This window comes from Paenalicyclobacillus macrosporangiidus, from assembly GCF_900116805.1.
Lineage (GTDB): Bacteria > Bacillota > Bacilli > Alicyclobacillales > Alicyclobacillaceae > Alicyclobacillus_H > Alicyclobacillus_H macrosporangiidus.
Window position 1 is genome coordinate 177622 of the sequence record NZ_FPBV01000003.1, and the last position, 20003, is coordinate 197624.

Sequence of the window (20003 nt, forward strand, 5' to 3'; positions counted from 1 at the left end):
AAACTTTACATTCCGTCGGGAGGGCGTGGACCATGAAGGGCTCGGCCAAGCGTTACGTGATTCAGGTGAGCGTGTCCATGGCCGTCTACATCGTTTCTCTGTTGCTGTCCATTTGGTTGTTGCAGACTTACCCACATGGAGGTTGGCGCCTGCCGATCGCCGTGTTGCCGGTCTTACCCCTGTGTGTTGTGGTCTGGGCCGCGATCCAATTCGTCAGCGGGCTGGACGAATTGCAAAGATCGATCCACCTGCAAGCCGTCACCTTTTCCTTCCTCGTGACGGTCGTCCTCACGTTGACGTACGGTTTTCTCGAACAGGCTGGGCTTCCTCACATCCCGGTTCTGTATGTGCCATTGCTCATGTGCGCCCTGTGGGGAATCGGGGCAGGGGTGGCGAGCCGCAAATACCGATGAAAAACCGGATTCGTGAATTGCGCCAGGAACGGTCGTGGTCTCAACAGGCGCTGGCCGAGGCGCTCGGGGTTTCCCGGCAGACCGTGCACGCGTTGGAGTCCGGCAAGTACGACCCCAGCCTGCCATTGGCGTTCCGCATTGCAAAGGTGTTCGGTTTGCGAATCGAAGACATCTTTGAACCCGACGACGGCCATTTCTGACCTTCAATACAACAACCGCAGCCACTCAGCCCGGTCCAATGCCCCAAAATACGCCCGCAGGTCCACGTCTGCCAAGGCCGCCGCCAGGTCGTCCGGGTCGTACCGGCGCCCCAACAGCCGCTGTTCGATCTCGCTGACGTCCCGTTCCCCGAAGAAGTCGCCGTACACCCGGCACTGTTCAATGCGCCCCCGCTCCACATACAGGCGCACGTCCAAGAGCCCTACCCCCGGGATGTACCGCGTGCGCCGCACGTTGAATGGGGGCGACTGGCCGTACACCCAGTCCCAGTTCCGGTAGCGCCGTTCGGCCAGATCCCGGACCGCCTGCCAGTCCGCCTCGGTCAACCGGTACGTCGGAATCTCCGGCAGCCCGTCAAAGATCCGCTCGAGCAGGACCTGCTTGAACTCGCGGATATCCATGTCCCGCCGGAGGTACGGCCGGATGTTGGTGACCCGGCTGCGCACCGACTTGACCCCTTTCGATTCCATCTTCTCGGGGTGCACCCGCAGGGCCTTTTCCACGTTGTCCAGGTTGACGTCGAACAGCAGCGTGCCGTGGCTGAACATCCGCCCTCGCGTGGCGAACTGGGCGTTGCCGGAAACCTTCTTGCCCTCCACCAGGATGTCGTTGCGACCCGACAGTTCCGCGGGGACGCCGAGATCGCGCAGGGCGCGGATGACGGGCTCCGTGAACTTGCGGTAGTTGTGGAAGCTGTTCGCGTCGTGCTTGGTGATGAAACTGAAGCTCAGATCCCCCTCGTCGTTGTACACGGCGCCGCCCCCGGACAGGCGGCGCGTCACCACGACGCCGTGCGCTCGCACGTACTCGGCGTTGATCTCCTCCAGCGTGTTCTGGTTCTTCCCGACAATCACCGTCGGGTGCATGGAATAGAACAAGAGATACGTCTGCTCGCGGTCGAGCGCGGTCAGCGCGTACTCCTCCAGGGCGAGATTGAGCGTCCCGTCCATCACGTCTTGGTTGTCGATGTAGCGCATCCCGTCTCACCTCCCCGGGTGCCCATCCTGCCCGGCGCTTCGGTCCGCCAAGATGCGTTCAATGACGCGGGCCACCCCGTGCACCTCGCAGGCTTCCGCAATCCAGTCGGCCTCCGCCTTGACCGCGGGCTGGGCGTTGCCCATGGCAACGCCGAGGCCCGCCCACCGGATCATCGGGAGGTCGTTAAGGCTGTCGCCCACCGCCACCACCTGATCCGGCCGGATGGCGAGGCGCTCACACACCGCCGCCAATCCCGCGGCTTTCGTCACGCCCTTCGGGTTGACCTCGATGTTGAACGGGTTGGAATTGGACAGTTCAAACCGATCCGCCTGCGCCAGCGTTCGCCACAGGCTGGCCAGGGCGGCTTCGTCCTCGGTGTAAAAGCCAAACTTCAACCAAATCCTGTCGTCCAGGTCATCGGGCAACGGATCGTCGCTCAGGATGCCCTCCGGTGTGGTCGCCCAGTAGTGGGCGCCGCACGACACCGCCAGTTGGTACAGCCGCCGGATATCCTCGGGCCGGTGCGCGCGGCGCATCACCAACTCGCCGTCGGGCGTCCAGACCTCGCCACCATTGACCGTCACCACCGGTGCCGTCATGCCCAGTTCCCGGGCGAGCTCCTGAACCAGGCCGCCGTAACGCCGGCCCGTGGCGAAGGTGACCTGCACCCCGGCCGCGATGGCATGCCGGATGGCCCGCCGGTTCTCCGGCGAGATGTCAAGGCCCAGATCGAGGCTGGTGCCGTCCATGTCCAGTGCAATCAACCGCCAATCAGCCATCGTCTCCCCTCCCTGCGCCCCGTTCCCAGTATACCGGTTCGGCCATCGCCCTGGCCAATGGTGCAGGTCCCAATGCCCGGGGACCGGAGGGGTTGTCTCGTGATATGATGGAGAAAATTGTGGCAGCTTCCTGGAAGGGGGCGAGGGTGTGTTCAAGCTTGCGGTGGGTTTTTTCCTGTGGCGGTGGCTCACGGTGATCCTGGGGAATCCGCTGGTGGCCATCCTGGTGCTCATCGCCGTGTACTACCTGATTGACCGGCGCTACATAGGCCTCCTGCCGAACCTCGGGCGGCCCTTCTCCCGCTGGCGTCAGGCCAGCGAGCTGCGGCGCCAGCTGGAGCTCAATCCCCACGACGCCGACGCGCGCCACCAACTCGCCCGCATCCACTTGGACCAACGCCGCTACGGACCGGCACTTCATCTCCTGCAGCATCTCCCGGACTCCCTTCGGAAGTCCCCCGATGTCCTGTACGAGGAAGGCCTCTGCCGGATTGGCCTGGGCGATCCGCAGGCCGGCGAAGGGCTCATCCGCCAGGCGGTGCACCAGCAGCCGAACCTGTTCTACGGCGAACCGTACCTGCGGCTCGCCGGCCTGCACGCCCCAGACCATCCCGAGCAGGCCCTGGCCGATCTGCGCCTGGCGCAACAGTACAACCAGTCCTCCTGCGAGGCGTGGTATCGCTTGGCTGCCTTGTACCGGCGGCTCGGGGACCATGCGCAGGCCCGGCAGGCGCTGCACCAGTGCCTGCACACATACCGCGCCCTGCCTGCGTTTCGCCGCCGGCAGGAACGCCGTTGGTTCGTGCTGGCCCGGCTGGCCACCCTCGGGCGCGCGCTCGCGCCAAAACGCTGACGCCCGGCGGGTGTGCGCCGGTCCACGTAGCAGATTGCACCCCCAGATGTTCGCGCGTCACACCACCGGCTGCTGGTGCTGGTTGAACAGCCGGCCGTACGTCAGGGCGCCGAGGACCATCGTCGTGATGGCGGCCGAGGCGATGAGGGCGAACACAATCAGGAGTTGGTACCGCACCGCCTTAATCGGGTCGGCCCCGGCGATGATCTGCCCCGTCATCATCCCGGGCAGTTGCACCAGGCCCATGGTCTTCGTGCTGTCGATGGTCGGAATCATGCTCGCCTTGACGGCCGCTTTGACCACGGCCCGCGACGCCTGCCGCGGCGTCGCGCCGAGGGAGAGCAGCACCGTCATCTCGTCCCGGCGCGCCTGCGCCTCCCCGCGCAGGCGATTGAGGAACAGCGCCGAGGCGACCATGGCGTTGCCGATAATCATGCCGCTGATGGGGATGACGTACGCAGGCTCCGGCGGGATGACGCGGGCGGCGAGGAGAAACCCCTGAGTGGCGATCTCGGTGGCCATCACGGCCACCCACACGCGCCAAAAGCGCCCGGCCAACCCCTGGCCGCGGCGGCTGGCGTTGTCCGCGGCCACCACCGACATCAGCAGGACCATGGCTGCCGTGAGGGCCGCGTGATCGACATGGAAGACGAATTTCAGCACATACCCGATGGCCAGCAGCTGCACGGTCGCCCGAACGGCCGCGACGACCATGTCCTTCTCCAGCCCCAGCCGCTGCCAGATGGACAACGCCATCGCGGCGGCGACAAACGCCAGGGTCATCGCCAGCGCCCACAGGCTCATCGGCCCGCATCCCCTTCCGTACCCGTCTGTCCCAGATCCGCCTGGCCGAGCAGGAACCGGCGCCCCCACTCGGTCTGGGGACCGTCAAAAAACGCGGCGGTCGGACCCTGTTCCACCACGCGTCCGTCCACCACCAGCCACATCTCGTCGCTGATTCGGCGCGCCTGGGCGAGATCGTGTGTGACCCACAGCACCGTCATGCCCCGCTCGCGGACCAGGCGGACGACGAGCGCCTCCACCACGGCAGCCGACGCCCGGTCCAGGGCGGACGTGGCCTCGTCGAGCAACAGGATGTCCGGCCGATTGGCCAGCGTGCGGGCGAGGGCGATTCGCTGCTTCTGCCCGCCGGACAGCTCGGCCGCTGGACGCGGCAGCAGATCCCAGGGCAGTCCCACGAGGTCGAGCAACGCCCGCCCGTCCGGTTCCGGCTCGCCGTGCAGCCGCGCCGCGGCGGCGAGGTTATCGTACACGGTGCCCGGGAGCATCACCGGCTGCTGCATCACCAGCCCGACCCGCCGGCGGAGCGCGCGCAGGGGCCACTGGCGCACCTCCCGCTCCCACACCCAAACCTCGCCCGCATCCGGAGTCTGCATCAGGTTGCACAGGGCGAGCAGGGTGCTCTTGCCCGCGCCGGAAGGGCCGACGACGGTGACGATGGTCGCGGCCCGCACAGCGCCTCGCACGTCTTTCAACACGGTTTTGTCCCGCCCGTCCGCACGCACCCGCGTGGTCACGTCGACAAAGCGCAGGGCAAACGGGGAATCCGGATGGGGTGTGTCCAGCGTGATCGCCCCCTCAATGGTCTATGGATTCTAGCATCGTTCGGCCACCGGATGGCGAGCAAACCCTGGATGGATTTCCCGCACGGAACACTCGCGAAACTTGTGGCAATATTGTATGGAGACCGCCTGCCTGCCGGGCGCCCCTTCCGGGCGCTGCGCGACGACGGACGCCTGTGAGGTCAAAGGGGGAAAACACATGCCGTCTTCCATTCGCAGTCAGCAGTTGCACCAGGCGGCGCTCAAGGCCCTGGAGGAGCGCGGCGTGCACATCCAGCATATCGCCGAGATTGTGTACTTTCTGCAGCGCGACTACGTCCCCGGGCTGACGCCCGAGATGTGCGTGCCGCACGTGCAAAAGGTGCTGGAAAAGCGCGAGGTGCAGCACGCCATCCTGACGGGCATTGAACTGGACAAACTGGCGGAACGTGGCGCCCTGTCCTGGCCGCTGCAGCAAGTGATTGAGACGGACGAGAGCCTGTACGGGATCGACGAGATCCTGGCGCTGTCCATCCTCAACATCTATGGCAGCATCGGCTACACGAATTACGGCTACATCGACAAGGTCAAGCACGGCATCCTCCGCCGGCTGAACGACAAGTCCGGCGGCGAGGTCCACACCTTCCTGGACGATCTCGTCGCCGCCGTCGCCGCCGCGGCCGCGAGCCGCATCGCGCACCATCACCGGGCGATTGAGGAGAGCGGAGACGCCGGGGACGAGGCGGCATACGAGGACCCTGTCACGCAGACGGCGGCCGCCGACACGGACGGGCAGCCCGAGTGACGGTCGCGGCCGGAGCGCGAGGGATGCGCACCCGCCGGACGGACCGGCCTCGGTCTTCGGATGCCGTCACGGAGACGGCCGGAGGGCATGGATGCGGTCGAGACACTTCTCGGCATCCGCCACCATGCGCCGGACGATCTCGCCCGCGGGCTCCACGCCGTGAATCAAATCGATGCCCTCGCCCGCCCACACCACGGCGACATCGAAGTCTCCTGCCGCCACGGCCGCCTGGTACGCGGGACGAACCTCATCCAACTTGGTGCGCAATTCATCCTCGCGCCCGTTCCACTCGTCATAGAGGCGGTTGCGCAGCGCCCGCCCCGGGTAGCGCTCGGGCCAACCGGTGTCACGCACGATGTCGAACACCCGGGTGCGCACCGTGTCGTCTCCGCCAGACGTGACGAGGCGCGCCTTCGCGGCCGGGTGGCCAATCGCCTCGGCCGCCGCGTAGAACCGGGTGCCGACCAGCACCCCGGCGGCCCCGAGCGCCAGCGCCGCCACCAGGCCTCTTCCGTCCGCGACGGCGCCGGCGGCAAGCACCGGGATCGACGGCGCGATATCCACCACCGCCGGCACCAGACTGAAGGTCCCGCGTACGCTGTCGCCGTGGCCGCCCGCCTCCTGCCCTTGCGCGACCAACACGTCCGCCCCCGCGTCCCGTGCCCGCGCTGCCTCGCGCACGCTGGTCACCTGGCAGATGAGCCGCGCGCCGGCCGCGTGAACGGGATCCGCCCACGGGCTCGGATCGCCGCAGGACAGAAACACCGCCGCCGGCCGGTGTTCCAACGCGGCATCCAGGGCCTTGGGGTTTTGTTCCAGAGCCCAGGTCAAAAACCCGATCCCCCACGGCCGGTCCGTCTTTCGCTTGACCTTCTCAATCTCCGGGAGAAACTGCTCCTCCTTGGCGTAGCCGCCCGCCACGATGCCGAATCCGCCCGCCTCCGACACAGCCGCCGCCAACTCACCGCCGGCCACCCCCGCCATCGGAGCAAGCGCGACGGGCAAGCTGACCCCCAGACACTGGGTGAACGCCGTCTCCCACGGCATCCCGCACACCTCCATCTACGTGCAGAGCGATCTTTCTCACCGCACCACCGGCACCGCGAGGTCCTCGCAGCGCTCGCCCGGCTTGCTCATCACCACGCCCGGGCAGTACCGCTCTATCAATTCCTGCCCGATGCGCGCCCGGCGCACCCGCTCACGGCCCAGCTTCACCGCCAGGTCCTCCAGATGCCCGCCCGACGGGTAGATGTTCGGCGCGTTCCGCAATCCGAACTTGATGTACACCGGGCTCGTCAGCGGAATCAGGTCCGGGATCTCGTAGTAACGCACAAACCCGCCCACGTCGTCCGGCACCTCGACGTAGATGTCCAGCGGCACCGTCGTCGCCGCCCGCACCGCCGCCAACTGGGCCAGGTTGAGATCGGTGCCCACGTTGATGGTGTCCGCCCCGTACCGCTCCAGGAGCATCGCCGTCGCCGGGTTCGCCACGCCAATCATCACCGACACCTTGTACTTCATGTCGGCCGGGAGATCGCCCCGGCGGCGCATCTCGCCCAGCACCCACAGCAGGCCGTCGTCCGCCACCAGCACACTGCGGATGCCGAGCGCGTACGCCCGCTTGACCTCCTCCACCGACTGCACAATCTGTTCCGCACCGAGCGTCCGGCTCCTGACGATGCCCCCCGACTCCGATTTCGCCAGCGGGCTCAGGTGCCACCCCGCGCGCGGCCCGATGAAGAGGCTCACCTCAATGCCCGCCTCCGCGCCGAGCTTCGCCATCTCACGGATCTCCTCGTCGGTCATCAGGAGCACGCCGCTGCCCTGCGACACCCGGTGGATCCGCACATCGAGCCGCTCCGCCTCCTCCAGCACCGCCCGCAACACCTTGGGGCCTTCGCAGCTCGGGATCTCCACCCGCACCTGCGCCCCGTCCGCGAATCGTTTCGGGCTCGGGCCCAGGTCCACCCCGTCCCGATCCGGCAATCCCAACCGCTTCAACGCCGCCCTTGTCTCATCGTACATCGCCATGCTCCTCCTCCTCGACGCCTTCGTATCGTGCAATCGTTCCCACTCGGAATCGTCGTGTCGATCACGCCCGCGGCCCGGACCTGTCACCGGACCTGTCCGATGCTCCAGCCCGAGCCGCCCCGCTGCTCCCCTCACGCCTTCGAGACGGCCGCCTCCGGCTGCCCTGCCTCGCCGACCTGCTCCGCGTACCAGACCGCCTCATCCCAGACCGCCTGGGGCACCACCCCGTGCGCCGCGTCCGTGCAGTGCGACAGACGATTGGAAGCCGCCACCTGGTGCTGCCGGTGCACCAGACGGCGCTTGCGCGCCGCCGCCAGGTCCTCACGATCCGCTCGCCACCCGTCCCCGGCCGGGGCAACGCGGCCCGTCCGCAGAGCGGCGGGATCGAGCAGGTCGATGCGCTTGCGACGAAAGCCGAGCTGGACCACGTCGCCATCGCGCAAGTACAAGATGCCGCCGCCGTGCAGCGCCTCCGGCGTCACGTGGCCGATGGCCGCCCCGTACGTAACCCCCGAGTACCGCCCGTCGCTGAGCAGCACCGTAAGCTTCTGCAGTTGCCGGTTCGCGTTGATGTGCTGCATCGGCGTGAACATCTCTGGCATACCGAACGCCTCCGGCCCCTGTCCGCCGACGATGACGGCCACCTTCAGCAGCCGCTCGGCAATCATCCGGTCAAACAGCGCGTCGTAGTCCCCGTCCGGCTCCCCCGGCCCGCCGTTGAGCCGGTAGATCTGGCGCAGCACCGCGTCGTCCACCAGGCGCGCCTCTCGCCAGCGGTCCGTCAGGTTCACGTCGAGCAGGTTGTGGTTCGCCTCCTCCTCGTTCTCGTAGTAGACGACCACCGCGAGCTTCTCGTCGAACTCGTCCAACTGCTCCGTCGGCATGCCGCTGATTTTGACCACCGCCGACTCGAAGAAGTTGCTGCGCAGCACGTCCACGCCGCTGAAGGGCCGGCGCGGATTGGACAGAATGATGGGATTGTCCTTCACGTTGTCTGCCGCCAGGCCCTTCTTGTCGGCCAGCCGCTCCCGCCACGTCGTCCCCGTCACCGTCGGCGCATCGAGATCCATCGGGACGCCGTTTCGCACCAGTTCGTGCATCAACGTCTCCATGCCGCGCGAGTACCCCGCCGAGCACTGCAAGGCCAGTTGGAAGATGTCCCGCCCCTGCGTCAGGCTGTAATCGAACAGGTCCGGCACCGGGTGTTCCTGCAACGTCCGTTCGATGTCGTACACGCTGTACGGCACGCCGGCGTACACCATCGCCGCCACCAGGTGCATCATGAGGTTGGTCGATCCCCCGGCCGCACTGTGGAACCGGATGGCGTTGCGGATGTTCTTCTTCACCAGCTCCGACACGCTGAACTCCGGCTTATTCAAGAGGCCGATGTAATCCCGGACCACCTTGTCCACCTGCTCGTACGTCGGCGGCACCGTCAGCAACTCCACCTCCGGGTGCGCCAGCCCCAGCCCCGCCGTCATGTCGCGGGAGCTGTTGCCCGTCCCGTGGAAGGCGCAGATGCCGCCCTTGGGATCGCACGTGTTCACCGCCAACACCTGCTCGTACCGCTTGTGCTGCTCGTGCGTGATGACCCCCTTGGCCACCGCCCGCACGAACACGCCCTGGAACGCTGTGTTGGACGAGCACTGGAGGATGTACGACATCGCGTCGCGCAGGTCCATCGCGATGTCCTCATGTCCCATCTGCTCCGCGCGCTGAGCCACCTGCTCCAGTTCCGTCCGCAGTTTCTCCGGAATGGTCCCCCCGCGAAGCACGTGCACCGGGGCGAACGTGGCCCACACCGGCGCCTCACCGCGCAGCCGCCGCAGCACGTCCAGGTGGGCCAGCGCGCAGACCACCGCCAGCGGCTGCTTGTCGCAGCTCTGCACCACGAACGCGCCGTGGTAGCTCTGCGCCTCCAGGTGGTTGACCACCATCTGGGCGATGGCGTTGCGGCTCTGCAGCGAATAGCTCATCCCCATCGTGTTCTGCGCCGTCCCGTCGCACAACACCGGCGTCGCGCAGTAAAACGGCACCGCCCCGTGCTGCCAGAGCGACATCGCCGCCCGCAACACCGTCCACAGGTCCATCACGTGGGCCGGGTGATCCCACGACCCGCCGATGATGGCGATACGCGGCGCGTTGTGCTCCAGCCGGCTGAAGATCTCGTCCAACGTCCACGTCACCGGCAGATGCGCCACTTCGGCGCCCAAGATCTGCCGCGCCTTGTCCAAGAGCCCCGCCACCGTGATGGGCTCGTTGGCCTTCCCCTGCACATTCCACTGATACGGATTGACGGGGCTATCGATCCGCAATTGCTCGGACACGAAGGTCACTTCCTTGTCTGATGTACTCGTAACCGGGCCCGGGGGCGCCGGTCCGGACCGGAAGCCCAAGGCTCAACTGCGGAGGCGTGCCATCCCCCTGTTGCACGCGGTGCAAATTGAAACGCCCCCGTCGATCCACCCCTCGGCGTCCCGGACACTCGCCGGTGGATGGCGGGCACCCTGGATCCGCGCTTTCACACGAACATCTGCAAGCGCCCATTCATGCAAATAATGCAAAAATCATGCCATCACCGCAGTGCCCGGCATGATCCCACGCGCATGTAATATGTTAATAAATATAACATTATAAACGAAGAAAGGACGCTTTTCGCGAACTGTCCATCAAGATATCATCTATACCTCACATACTTCTGTCACCATTTCTTTGGGATCAACGAAATATCCGGGATATGTATGAAATGAAACTTGACTTCCACTGTTTGATAGGTATAATTTGTCGCATAGCGTACCTCATTTTCAACTGTTTCGATAACTTCCGCCAAACGAAAAAGGGGTCAGCTTGTCTGACCGGCCCGTGCTGGGGCTATGGAACGGGGGTGAGGGTGGCCAGTCTTCGGCAAAATGAAGTATGAATTCTCTAAATTGTAGTTGTCCATCGGACTATCGATACCTGGGTCGTCGCTGCCCGGGTCATCGGCGCCGGGCTCGAAGTCGATGGCTTGCGTGCGGTGCGGACAGCGCCGCCGACGAGGTGTCGAATCATGACGAAAACCCGCTCGGAGCAGACGGCCCCCGCATGTCCGACGGGGATGCCCAGAGAATCCATCCGGGCGGCACTGAAAAGGGAGGTCGTGATGTGAAACGAAATGGGATGCGCTCTTGGCTTGCCGTGGCCTCGGCCGCGCTCCTGGTCTCCGCCTGCGGGGCGGGCGGCGGTGGCGCGGGAAACAACGCCAACGGCGGAGGCGGAGGTGGCGGCGGCAACGTCATCAAGATCGCCACGCAATCGCCGCTGTCCGGGTCCAACGCGACGCTCGGCGAAGCCATCAAGCTCGGCGCCCAACTGGCCGTCGAGGACAAGCAGGATGAGTTTAAGAAGCTCGGTTTCACGCTGCAGTTGGTACCGTACGACGACCAGGGCGATCCGAAAAAAGGCGTCGCCAACGCCCAGATGATTGCGTCCGATGCGGACATCCTGGGCGTGGTCGGCCACCTGAACTCCGGCGTCGCCATCCCGTCCTCGGAAGTGTACGAGAAATACGCCATCCCGATGGTCTCTCCGGCCAACACCGCCACCGAGGTGACCGACCGCGGCTTGAAGACGGTCAACCGCATCTGCGCCCGCGACGATTTCCAGGGTCCGGCCGGCGCTCAGTACGCCGTGCAGCAGCTCGGAGCCAAGAAGATCTTCGTCATCCAGGACAAGACCGCGTACGGCCAGGGCCTGGCGGACGCCTTCAAGGATGCCGCGCAGAAACTGGGCGCGCAGATTGTCGGGTACGAGGGCATCACCGTCGGCGAGAAGGACTTCAACGGCGTGCTCAACAACGCCAAAGCCGCCAAGCCCGACCTCATCTATTTCGGCGGCCTGTACGCCGAGGGCGGCCTGATTGTCCAGCAGGCCCGCGCCAAGGGGCTGAACATCCCCATCATGGGCGGTGACGGCCTCGACTCCTCGACCATGGTCCAGATTGCCGGCTCGGCCATCACCAACACCTACTACACCTCGGTCGCCGCGGACGTCACCAAAACCGACGCCGGCAAGCAGTGGGCGGACCGCTACCAGCAGAAGTTCGGCAAGCCCGTCGAGTCGTACTCCGCCTACGGCTACGACTCCGCCCAGGTCCTCCTCAAGGGCATCGAGAATGCCATCCAGGCGAACGGCGGCAAGAAACCGACCCGCGAACAGGTGCGCGACGCCGTCCGTTCCATCCAGGACTTCCAGGGCATCGTGACCAAGGTCGGCTTCGACGACAAGGGCGACAACAAGTACGCGAACGTGTACGTGTACAAGTTCGAAGGCACCAAGTACCCGGGCACCCAGGTCGCCGCGATGTCGAAACAGTCGTAATCCCGGAGCCACCCTGTCCAATCGGATGCCAAAACCGCCCGGGTGAGAAGGGCCGCGGGCTCGTCTCCCGGCCCCTCATCCGCGGCCGGCGGTCCCAAATCGAATCGAACCTGGAGGGATGCGGGTGATAGCGCAAACCTTGCAGAGCTTGCCGCAGGTCCTGGTGGACGGGGTCACCCTGGGCGCGGTGTACGCCACCGTCGCCATCGGCTACACCATGGTGTATGGCATCTTGGAACTGATCAACTTCGCGCACGGCGAGATCTTCATGAGCGGCGCCTTCATCGGTACCGCCATCCTGCTGGTGTTGAACGGGGCCGGCTGGCTCGCGCATCTGCCGAAACTGCTGGTCCTGCTGTTGACGCTGCTGGTGGCGATGGCCCTGACGGGGCTGCTCGGCATGGGCATCGAACGCGTCGCCTACCGCCCGCTCCGCCATGCCCCGCGGCTGATCCCGCTCATCTCCGCCATCGGCGTATCGTTCGTGCTGCAGGATGTTGTCCGCTTCATCGCCGAGTGGCGCACCGGGAACTACATCGTCACCGGCGTTACCCTCTACGGCTCGGAGGTGAACTTCGGGTCCATCACCGTCAAGTCCAACGCCCTGTTCGTGCTCGGGGCAGCCGTGGTGATGATGGCCGGCCTCGATCTGTTCGTGCGCAAGACCAAGTGGGGCACGGCGATGCGGGCGGTCGCCCAGGACAAGGATACTGCGGCGCTGATGTCCATCAACGTCAACCGCGTGATTGCCCTGACGTTCTTCATGGGCTCCGCCCTCGGGGGGGCGACCGGCGTCCTGTTCGCGCAGCAGTACGGCACCATCGATCCGTACATCGGCTTCATCCTCGGCCTCAAGGCGTTCACCGCGGCGGTGCTCGGCGGCATCGGCAACATCCGCGGGGCGATGTTCGGCGGGTTCGTGCTCGGCATCCTGGAGATGTTCGCATCGGCCGAGTTGGGCCCCCTGACCGGCGGGGTGCTGGGTGCGGAGTACAAGGACGTGTTCGCCTTCATCATCCTCATCGCCGTGCTGTTGTTCAAACCGGAAGGTCTGTTTGGCCAGGCCGTAAAGGAGAAGGTGTGAGAGATGAAGGACCGGATGCCTCGACTTCGCGCACGCCTGCGCCAACCGCGCACGCAGGCGATGCTGTTGGCGGCGTACACGGCCCTCTCGGCCGCAGGACTCGCCTTCGGTGGCCTGTCCATCCTGTGGTTCCTGCTGCTGCTCGTATCCCTGTTGCTGCTGTACTACAGCGATCTCCCGCGCATGGTGAAATGGGTTTGGGCCGGCGTGGTCGTCGCCGTCCTGTTGCCCGTGTGCGCATCCAATGGATCGTCCTACGAATCGTTCATGGAAGTCGCCACGCAGATGGGCATCTTCGTCGCGATGGCACTGGGTCTCAACGTCGTCGTCGGCTTCGCCGGGCTGCTCGACCTCGGGTTCATCGCCTTTTTCGCCCTCGGGGCGTACACGTACGCCATCTTCTTCTCCGACCAGGCCAACCACTTCATCGCCGGCCATCACTTCCCGCTCTCCGGCGACCTGTTCTGGCTGTGCCTGCCCGTCGGCCTGTTTGTGGCCGCCCTGTTCGGCGTGCTGCTCGGCCTGCCGGTGCTCCGGGTCAAAGGGGACTACCTGGCCATCGTGACACTCGGCTTCGGCGAGATCATCCGCATCATCTTCAACAACCTCGACAAGCCGGTCAACATTACCAACGGCGCCATCGGGATCTCGTCGGTGCAGGCACCCCGCTTCTTCGGCATCTCGCTGTCCTTCCCGCACCAGTTTTACTACCTGGTGCTGGTGCTGTTGGCCATCGTCCTGTACGCCGTCCAGCGGCTCGAGCACTCCCGCGTCGGGCGCGCCTGGAAGGCGGTACGTGAAGATGAAATCGCCGCGCAGGCGATGGGCGTTCCCCTGGTACGCACAAAACTGGTCGCCTTCGCCGTCGGCGCCAGCTTCTCCGGCCTGATGGGCGTCGTGTTCGCCGCGAAGCAGGCGTTCATCGACCCGACCAGCTTCACCATGCTCGAATCAATCACCATCCTCGTGATGGTCATCCTCGGCGGTATGGGCAGTCTGCCCGGTGTCGTCGTGGGGGCGTGCCTCGTCACCCTCCTGAACATCCAGCTGATGCCGGAGCTGACCAACTGGCTGAACACCCTGACGACGGCCGGCGTAATCAATTTCCCGTCCGCCCTCTCGCCGTCCAAGATGCAGCGTCTGATCTTCGGCATCATCCTGATCCTGTTCGCCGTGTTCCGGCCGCAGGGCATGATCCCCGCCAAGACCCGGCGCTACGACGACGCGGTTCTGTCGCGTCTGGCGGCCGAGTGGCGAGAGACCGCCGGCGGCGCCCGGCGAGACGGTGCCCATCCGGCAGTACCCGGCTACACCTCCGGCCACGCCGCAGGACAAGAAGGGGCAAAGGAGGGGGCATCCCTGTGAACGTGCTCGAGGTCAGCGGTGTGCACAAGCAATTCGGGGGCCTCGTCGCCCTCGACGACGTCAACTTCCAGGTGCGAAAGGGGTCGGTGACGGCCGTGATCGGCCCCAACGGCGCGGGCAAGACGACCTTCTTCAACCTCATCACCGGGGTCTATCAACCCGACCGGGGCGACATCCGGCTGGAGGGCAAGCCTCTTGTCGGCCTCCGCCCCGACCAGGTGGCGATGCTCGGGATCGCGCGCACGTTCCAGAACATCCGCCTGTTCGCCGATCTCCCGGTCCTCGACAACGTGCTCGTCGCCATGCACGGGCGGCTGTCGGCGCGCATCCCCGGCATCCTGCTCGGCCGCCGGCAGATCCGCCAGGAGGAGCGGCGGGCCATCGGCGAGGCGTACTGGCTGCTCGAATACATGGGACTCGCGCCGTACGCGAACGAGATCGCGAAGAACTTGCCCTACGGGACCCAGCGCCGTCTGGAGATCGCCCGGGCGCTGGCGACCCATCCGAAGCTCCTGCTGCTCGATGAGCCGGCGGCTGGCATGAGCCCGCGCGAGACCCGCGAGCTGACCGAGATGATTCACCGGCTGCGGGAGGATTTCGGCCTGACGGTGGTGCTCATCGAGCACGACATGAAATTGGTCATGAACATCTCCGAGCACATCCTGGTGCTCGACTACGGCCGGGCCATCGCGGAAGGCCCGCCAGAGGAGATCCGGAATAACCCCCGCGTCATCGAGGCGTACCTCGGCCGCGGCGCCGTTTCCGGCGCCTGAGAGAAGGAGGGAGTGCACCGTGAGCTTTTTGGTCCTGGAGAACGTGCATGTGTACTACGGCGGCGTGCATGCCCTCAAAGGAGTCTCCCTGACGGTGGAGCAAGGGGAGATCGTTACCCTCATCGGCGCAAACGGCGCAGGCAAGACGACCACACTGCGGGCCGTCTGCGCCCAGGTCAAGGTCCGCGAAGGGCGCGTGACCTTTCAGGGGCGCGACATCACCAACCAGCCGACGCACGAAGTGGTGTCGCTCGGCATCGGCCACGTGCCCGAAGGTCGGCGGATCTTCTCGCGGCTGACTGTCAAAGAGAACCTCGACATCGGCGCCTTTTCCGTTCGCGACAAATCTCTCGTCAAGCGGCGCCTGGAGCAGGTGTTCGCCTGTTTTCCGCGGCTCAAGGAGCGGCTGAACCAGAAGGCCGGCACCCTCAGCGGCGGCGAGCAGCAGATGCTCGCCATCGGCCGCGCGCTGATGAGCGAACCGTCGCTGCTCCTCTTGGACGAGCCGTCCATGGGGCTCGCTCCGGTCGTGGTGGAACAGATCTTCGACATCCTGAAGGATCTCAACCAGCGCGGGACCACCCTGCTCCTGGTGGAGCAGAACGCCTTTCAGGCCCTGCAGCTCGCGCATCGCGGCTACGTGATCCAAAACGGGGAGATCCGGATGGCCGACGCCGCGCGTACGCTCCTCGAGAACGAAGAAGTCAAGGCGGCCTACCTCGCGTAGGCCGCCAACGCGCGGTACACCGCTGCGTGCAGCCGCATTCGATCCCTGTAGAAGGCGTGCCGCCCGGCGTCCGGCTGGCGCCGGCGCGGCTCGTCCAATCCACCCATGCGCCTCGCCGCCTCGGCCGCGTCCGGGTAGACCCCGACCGCCGTCCAGGCGAGCGCCGCAGCGCCCAGCGCCGTCGCTTGCTCCAGCCGGCCCGGCACCACCGCACACCCGTAGACGTCCGCCTGAATCTGATTGAACAGCTCGCTTCGGACCATACCCCCGCTGACGCGTACCTCCGCCAACCGTCCGCCGACGAGCGTCCGCATCACCGCCAGGTTCATCCCGATCTCCATCGCGATGCCCTCGAGCACGGCGCGCGCCAGGTCCTTGCGGGTGTGGGCGAGGGTCAGCCCGTAGACCACCCCCCGCGCCTCCGGGTCCCAGTGGGGTGCCGCGCTGCCCGCGAAGTGCGGCAGCCAGACCAGGCCCCCTGCCCCCGGTTCCGCCTCGGCCGCTTCGGCGGTGAGCAGGTCGTACGCGTCCGCCCCCGCCGCCTGGGCCGCCTCCACCTCGGCGTGGCCCAGTTGATCGCGAAACCAGCGCAGGACTGCCCCCGTCGTGAAGATGCCCGCCTCCAGGATCCACTGCCCCGGCAGAGCGGAGGCGCTGAGGAGCACGCGCCGCGCGGGATCGAACACCGGCTGCGCGACGGGAGCGACCACGAACGATCCGGTCCCCGTCGTCACCTTCACCAGCCCCGGCGCGACCACGCCCAGGCCGACCGCCGCGCACTGCTGATCGCCCCCGGCCATGACCACCGGGGTTCCGGGACGAAGCCCGAGCTGTGCCGCGGCGGCCTCGGTGAGCGCGCCTGCCACGGACCCGGTGGGCCGCACATCCTCCGGCAGCGGCACGCCCGGCAGCCCCGCCGCCCGCGCGAGATCCTCGTCCCAGGCCAGGCGGGCCACGTCCAACAGCATCGTCCGCGAGGCCTGGGTGTACTCCGTCGCGAACACCCCGGTCAGGTGATGGACGACCAGGTCGTGCACCGTCACGAACCGGTACGCCGCGCGGTAGACGTCCGGATGCGCCTCGGCGAACCACATCAGCTTCGGCAGCGAGAAGTACGGGTCAATGCGCAGCCCCGTCCGACGGTACACCTCCTCCTCCCCGATGACGGCCGCCAACCGTTCGCACTGGGGGCGCGTGCGCTTGTCCTGCCACAGCACGGCTGGGGCGAGCGGCTGACCGGCCGCGTCCACCGGCATCACCGTCGCCCGCTGGGAGGTCACCACCACCGCCGCCACGTCCTCGCCGTCCACCCGGGCGGCGGCCAGCGCCGCAGGCACCGTCCGTGCGACGGCGTCGAGCCATGTGACCGGATCGTGATCGATCACGTTCGGTGCCCGGTGCAGGCTCTGGTACTCCTCGTAGGCGAACCCGCCCACCTGCCCGGCCGCGTCGAACAGCATGGCCCGGGCTCCGGTGGTCCCGATGTCGAGCACCAGCACAAAGCCCCGGCGGGTCACCGCTCCACCGCCTGCCCGCCGACGGCAGGGCCTTCGGTGGCACGTGCCTGCAGTGTCTCCGGACCCACCGCCCCGCCATCGCCTGGCGCCCCGCTGTCCGCGTCCGGCCCCGGCCACAGGAAGCGGTCGATGTACGCCTCCATGACCTCCTGCGCCGCGCCTTCCGCCACCACGGTCAGCTCGGACAGGTGCGCCTTGGGCCGCTCCGCCACCGTGCCCGCGATGCGCCGCACCGCCGCCAGCGAGATCTCGGTGTTCACATTCACCTTGGCGACCCCGCGCGCGATGGCCGCCTTCAGCAAGTCCGCCGGCGTCCCCGAGCCGCCGTGCAGCACCAGCGGCACGTCCACCCGCGCGCGGATGGCGGCCAGGCGCGGCAGATCGATGTGCGGCTCGCCCCGGTACAGGCCGTGCACCGTACCCACCGAGACGGCCAGAGCGTCCACCCCGGTGGCTGCGACGAACGCCGCCGCCTGCTCCGGGTCGGTCAACGCCTCCGTGCCGCTCGAAAACTCGTGGCTCGCCTCGCCCGCCGCAATTCCGCCGAGCTCCGCCTCCACGCCCGCTCCACGGGCGTGGGCGGCTGCGACGACCACCTTCGTCACGCGCACGTTCTCCTCGAAGGGCAGGTGGGACGCGTCAATCATCACGCTGCTGAACCCGGCCTCGATGGCCTCGAGGCAGTGCTCGGGGGAGGCGGCGTGATCGAGGTGGAGGCCGATGGCCAGGCCTTCTTCCGCAGCCCCTTCCTCCTCCAGCAGCGACCGCAACAGGGCGACCGCCGTGCGCGGCCGCATCAGGTGGAAGTACCGCTCGCCGAGCGCCAGGATGACCGGTGCCTTGCGGCGCCGGGCGGCTGCGACGGCCGCACGGAACGTCGCCAGGTCGTACACGTTGAAGGCCGCCACCGCGTACCCGCGCGCCGCCGCCTGCCGCAGCATCGGGCCGAAAGGGGCGAACCGCGCTGGTGCCTGGGCAGCGCCCGCCGTCTGCAACCCGGTGCCCCGGACGAAGCCCGTGCCTGCCGGATCCCTTCCGTCACTGGCCATCGCGCGCACCCCGCCCCAGCGCCGCCGCGGCTTCGCGCAGCCACGCCTGCACCTTCGGCCGCTCCAGCACCTCCGGATTTTTCACCGCCGCCTTACGGCCCTCCAGCAGGTTCACCACCTCGTTCACCAGGAGCTCGGGCGACCGGGTCAACGCCTCCCGGGTCGTCCCCGCGATGTGCGAGGTGAGCGTGACGTTGTCCAGCGCAAGCAGGGGGTGCCCCTCCGGGATGGGCTCCACGTCGAACACGTCGAGCGCGGCCCCCGCGATCCGCCCCTCCTGCAGGGCCTCCACCAGGGCATCCGTGTCGACGAGGCCGGAGCGGGCCGTGTTGACGAGGATGGCGGTCGGCTTCATGCGCGCAATCTCCTCCCTGCCCACCAGGTGCCGGCTCTCCGGCGTGAGCCGCGCGTGCAGGGTGATGAAATCCGCCTCGGAGAAGAGAGTCGCCTTGTCGACCGGGCGGGCGCCCAATGCCTCCACGTCTGCCGGATTCACCCACGGATCGAACACCAGGAGATTGACGCCGAACCCGGACAGCTTCTTGGCCACCAGGCGGCCGATGTGGCCGAACCCGACGATGCCGACGGTCTTTCCGCGCAGCTCCGGCACGAAAGCGGAGTTCGGGAACTGCTTGCGCCACTGCCCGCTCTTGATGGCGGCGTGCGCGCGGCCGATGTTGCGCGCCTCGGCGAGCATCAGGCCCACCGCGAAGTCGGACACCGCTTCCGCGTTGCGCCCAAGGACGTTCAGGACCACGATGTCGCGCGCCGTGGCGGCGGCGAGATCCACATTCTCCGTCCCCGCCCGCGCCACGCCAATCAGGCGCAGGTTCGGCAGCGCATCCATGCCCTCCGCCGAGAACGGGCAGAACAGCCCCAGCACCATCTCGGCGTCCGGATGCGCGCGAAACGCCTCCGGCACCGGCTCGACGCCCGGCCCCTGCTGCTCCACCACCAGCCGCCGGTGCTGCAGCCGTGGCCAATCCGTCTCCCAGTCGGCGGTCACCCGCTCCGCAGGGCCGAGCGCCTCCGCCGCCTTCGTGAAGTCCGCCCCTGGAATCATCGCGTCGCCGATGCAGATCACTTTCATCGTCTCGTCCTCCTCCTCCTCACGCGCCCTCGAAGGGCAACAGGTTCCCGTCCGCGTCGAAGGCCATCTCGGTGAACGGCCCCGCCGCCTCGATGTCCGGCCTGCCCTCGAGTTCTTCCCACACCGCCTCCGACACGTACAGCCACTCCAACTGAAGGGTGTTCGGAATGCGGAGGATTCGCGCCCGCGCGGGCGCCACGCCCCACAGGCAGCGCAGGGCCGCCTGGATGGCATCGCGATCGCAATCGAGCACAATCGGGATGGCCGCCCGGTGCAGAAAGGTGCTGGTAATGACGTTTTCATTCAGGCGCTATGCAGTTGCTGTATGAACTTGGATTGTGAACATTATATGACATATTCGTGAAATCACCGAAAACCACTTGACTTTTGAAAAACACC

Annotated in this window: 20 protein-coding genes; 9 read left to right on the forward strand and 11 right to left on the reverse strand. The window is 66.8% G+C overall.

Features of this window, described 5'->3' with window-relative positions:
* Positions 1 to 32: 32 nt before the first annotated feature.
* Both BM357_RS04445 and BM357_RS04450 read left to right on the forward strand, forming a co-directional pair.
* Positions 33 to 413, forward strand: coding sequence for a hypothetical protein (locus BM357_RS04445; RefSeq protein ID WP_074950044.1), 381 nt, complete (start codon positions 33 to 35; stop codon positions 411 to 413).
* On the forward strand, positions 410 to 613 hold the full coding sequence (locus BM357_RS04450; RefSeq protein ID WP_074950045.1) for a helix-turn-helix transcriptional regulator: 204 nt from the start codon (positions 410 to 412) through the stop codon (positions 611 to 613). Before BM357_RS04445 ends, BM357_RS04450 begins: the two co-directional genes overlap by 4 nt.
* A gap of 3 nt (positions 614 to 616) precedes the next feature.
* On the opposite strand, the gene lplA is transcribed toward BM357_RS04450, so the two are convergent.
* Both lplA and BM357_RS04460 read right to left on the reverse strand, forming a co-directional pair.
* The gene (gene lplA / locus BM357_RS04455; RefSeq protein ID WP_074950047.1) at positions 617 to 1609 is read right to left on the reverse strand and encodes a lipoate--protein ligase; all 993 of its coding nucleotides are present in this window, start codon (positions 1607 to 1609) and stop codon (positions 617 to 619) included.
* Between the two features lie 6 nt (positions 1610 to 1615).
* Positions 1616 to 2389: a Cof-type HAD-IIB family hydrolase gene (locus BM357_RS04460; protein WP_074950049.1), complete on the reverse strand. Its 774-nt coding sequence runs from the start codon at positions 2387 to 2389 to the stop codon at positions 1616 to 1618.
* 148 nt (positions 2390 to 2537) lie between these two features.
* Between BM357_RS04460 and BM357_RS04465 the strand changes: the two genes are divergently transcribed.
* Entirely contained in the window at positions 2538 to 3242 is a 705-nt protein-coding gene (locus BM357_RS04465) for a tetratricopeptide repeat protein (RefSeq protein WP_083430176.1), read from the forward strand.
* A gap of 57 nt (positions 3243 to 3299) precedes the next feature.
* On the opposite strand, the gene BM357_RS04470 is transcribed toward BM357_RS04465, so the two are convergent.
* Both BM357_RS04470 and BM357_RS04475 read right to left on the reverse strand, forming a co-directional pair.
* Positions 3300 to 4046, reverse strand: a complete 747-nt coding sequence (locus tag BM357_RS04470) for an ABC transporter permease (RefSeq protein WP_074950051.1) — start codon at positions 4044 to 4046, stop codon at positions 3300 to 3302.
* Positions 4043 to 4741 carry an ABC transporter ATP-binding protein gene (locus tag BM357_RS04475; RefSeq protein WP_245783832.1) on the reverse strand — a complete coding sequence of 233 codons (699 nt, stop codon included), beginning with the start codon at positions 4739 to 4741 and terminating at the stop codon, positions 4043 to 4045. The genes BM357_RS04470 and BM357_RS04475 overlap by 4 nt, the downstream gene beginning before the upstream one ends.
* A 283-nt stretch (positions 4742 to 5024) precedes the next feature.
* Here BM357_RS04475 and BM357_RS04480 point away from each other — a divergent pair, with 283 nt between their 5' ends.
* Entirely contained in the window at positions 5025 to 5609 is a 585-nt protein-coding gene (locus tag BM357_RS04480) for a phosphatidylglycerophosphatase A family protein (RefSeq protein WP_074950055.1), read from the forward strand.
* Between the two features lie 66 nt (positions 5610 to 5675).
* Here BM357_RS04480 and BM357_RS04485 read toward each other — a convergent pair whose 3' ends face one another.
* From BM357_RS04485 to BM357_RS04495, 3 genes are all read right to left on the reverse strand, one after another.
* Complete coding sequence (locus BM357_RS04485; protein WP_074950057.1) at positions 5676 to 6656, reverse strand: NAD(P)H-dependent flavin oxidoreductase; 981 nt, start codon at positions 6654 to 6656, stop codon at positions 5676 to 5678.
* A 36-nt stretch (positions 6657 to 6692) separates the two neighbouring features.
* Positions 6693 to 7640, reverse strand: coding sequence for a U32 family peptidase (locus tag BM357_RS04490; protein ID WP_139234559.1), 948 nt, complete (start codon positions 7638 to 7640; stop codon positions 6693 to 6695).
* Between the two features lie 131 nt (positions 7641 to 7771).
* Positions 7772 to 9967: a dihydroxy-acid dehydratase domain-containing protein gene (locus tag BM357_RS04495; RefSeq protein ID WP_074950059.1), complete on the reverse strand. Its 2196-nt coding sequence runs from the start codon at positions 9965 to 9967 to the stop codon at positions 7772 to 7774.
* Positions 9968 to 10799: 832 nt separating this feature from the next.
* On the opposite strand from BM357_RS04495, the gene BM357_RS04500 reads away from it, so the two are divergent.
* From BM357_RS04500 to BM357_RS04520, 5 genes are all read left to right on the forward strand, one after another.
* Positions 10800 to 11999, forward strand: coding sequence for a branched-chain amino acid ABC transporter substrate-binding protein (locus tag BM357_RS04500; protein WP_074950123.1), 1200 nt, complete (start codon positions 10800 to 10802; stop codon positions 11997 to 11999).
* 118 nt (positions 12000 to 12117) lie between these two features.
* Positions 12118 to 13083, forward strand: coding sequence for a branched-chain amino acid ABC transporter permease (locus BM357_RS04505; protein ID WP_074950061.1), 966 nt, complete (start codon positions 12118 to 12120; stop codon positions 13081 to 13083).
* A 3-nt stretch (positions 13084 to 13086) separates the two neighbouring features.
* Positions 13087 to 14448 carry a branched-chain amino acid ABC transporter permease gene (locus tag BM357_RS04510; RefSeq protein WP_074950063.1) on the forward strand — a complete coding sequence of 454 codons (1362 nt, stop codon included), beginning with the start codon at positions 13087 to 13089 and terminating at the stop codon, positions 14446 to 14448.
* Positions 14445 to 15221, forward strand: coding sequence for an ABC transporter ATP-binding protein (locus BM357_RS04515; protein WP_074950065.1), 777 nt, complete (start codon positions 14445 to 14447; stop codon positions 15219 to 15221). The genes BM357_RS04510 and BM357_RS04515 overlap by 4 nt, the downstream gene beginning before the upstream one ends.
* Before the next feature lie 19 nt (positions 15222 to 15240).
* A complete protein-coding gene (locus tag BM357_RS04520) occupies positions 15241 to 15948 on the forward strand; it encodes an ABC transporter ATP-binding protein (protein ID WP_074950068.1) in 708 nt (235 codons plus the stop codon).
* Here BM357_RS04520 and BM357_RS04525 read toward each other — a convergent pair.
* The 4 genes from BM357_RS04525 to BM357_RS04540 are packed head-to-tail and all read right to left on the reverse strand — an operon-like array spanning position 15936 to position 19857.
* Positions 15936 to 17465 (reverse strand): FGGY-family carbohydrate kinase, encoded by a 1530-nt coding sequence (locus tag BM357_RS04525; protein ID WP_139234560.1) that lies wholly within the window; start codon positions 17463 to 17465, stop codon positions 15936 to 15938. The genes BM357_RS04520 and BM357_RS04525 overlap by 13 nt on opposite strands.
* Entirely contained in the window at positions 17462 to 18514 is a 1053-nt protein-coding gene (locus BM357_RS04530) for a class II fructose-bisphosphate aldolase (protein ID WP_074950070.1), read from the reverse strand. The genes BM357_RS04525 and BM357_RS04530 overlap by 4 nt, the downstream gene beginning before the upstream one ends.
* Positions 18504 to 19604 (reverse strand): 2-hydroxyacid dehydrogenase, encoded by a 1101-nt coding sequence (locus tag BM357_RS04535; RefSeq protein WP_074950072.1) that lies wholly within the window; start codon positions 19602 to 19604, stop codon positions 18504 to 18506. Before BM357_RS04535 ends, BM357_RS04530 begins: the two co-directional genes overlap by 11 nt.
* 19 nt (positions 19605 to 19623) lie before the next feature.
* Positions 19624 to 19857 (reverse strand): hypothetical protein, encoded by a 234-nt coding sequence (locus BM357_RS04540; RefSeq protein WP_074950074.1) that lies wholly within the window; start codon positions 19855 to 19857, stop codon positions 19624 to 19626.
* Positions 19858 to 20003: the final 146 nt, after the last annotated feature.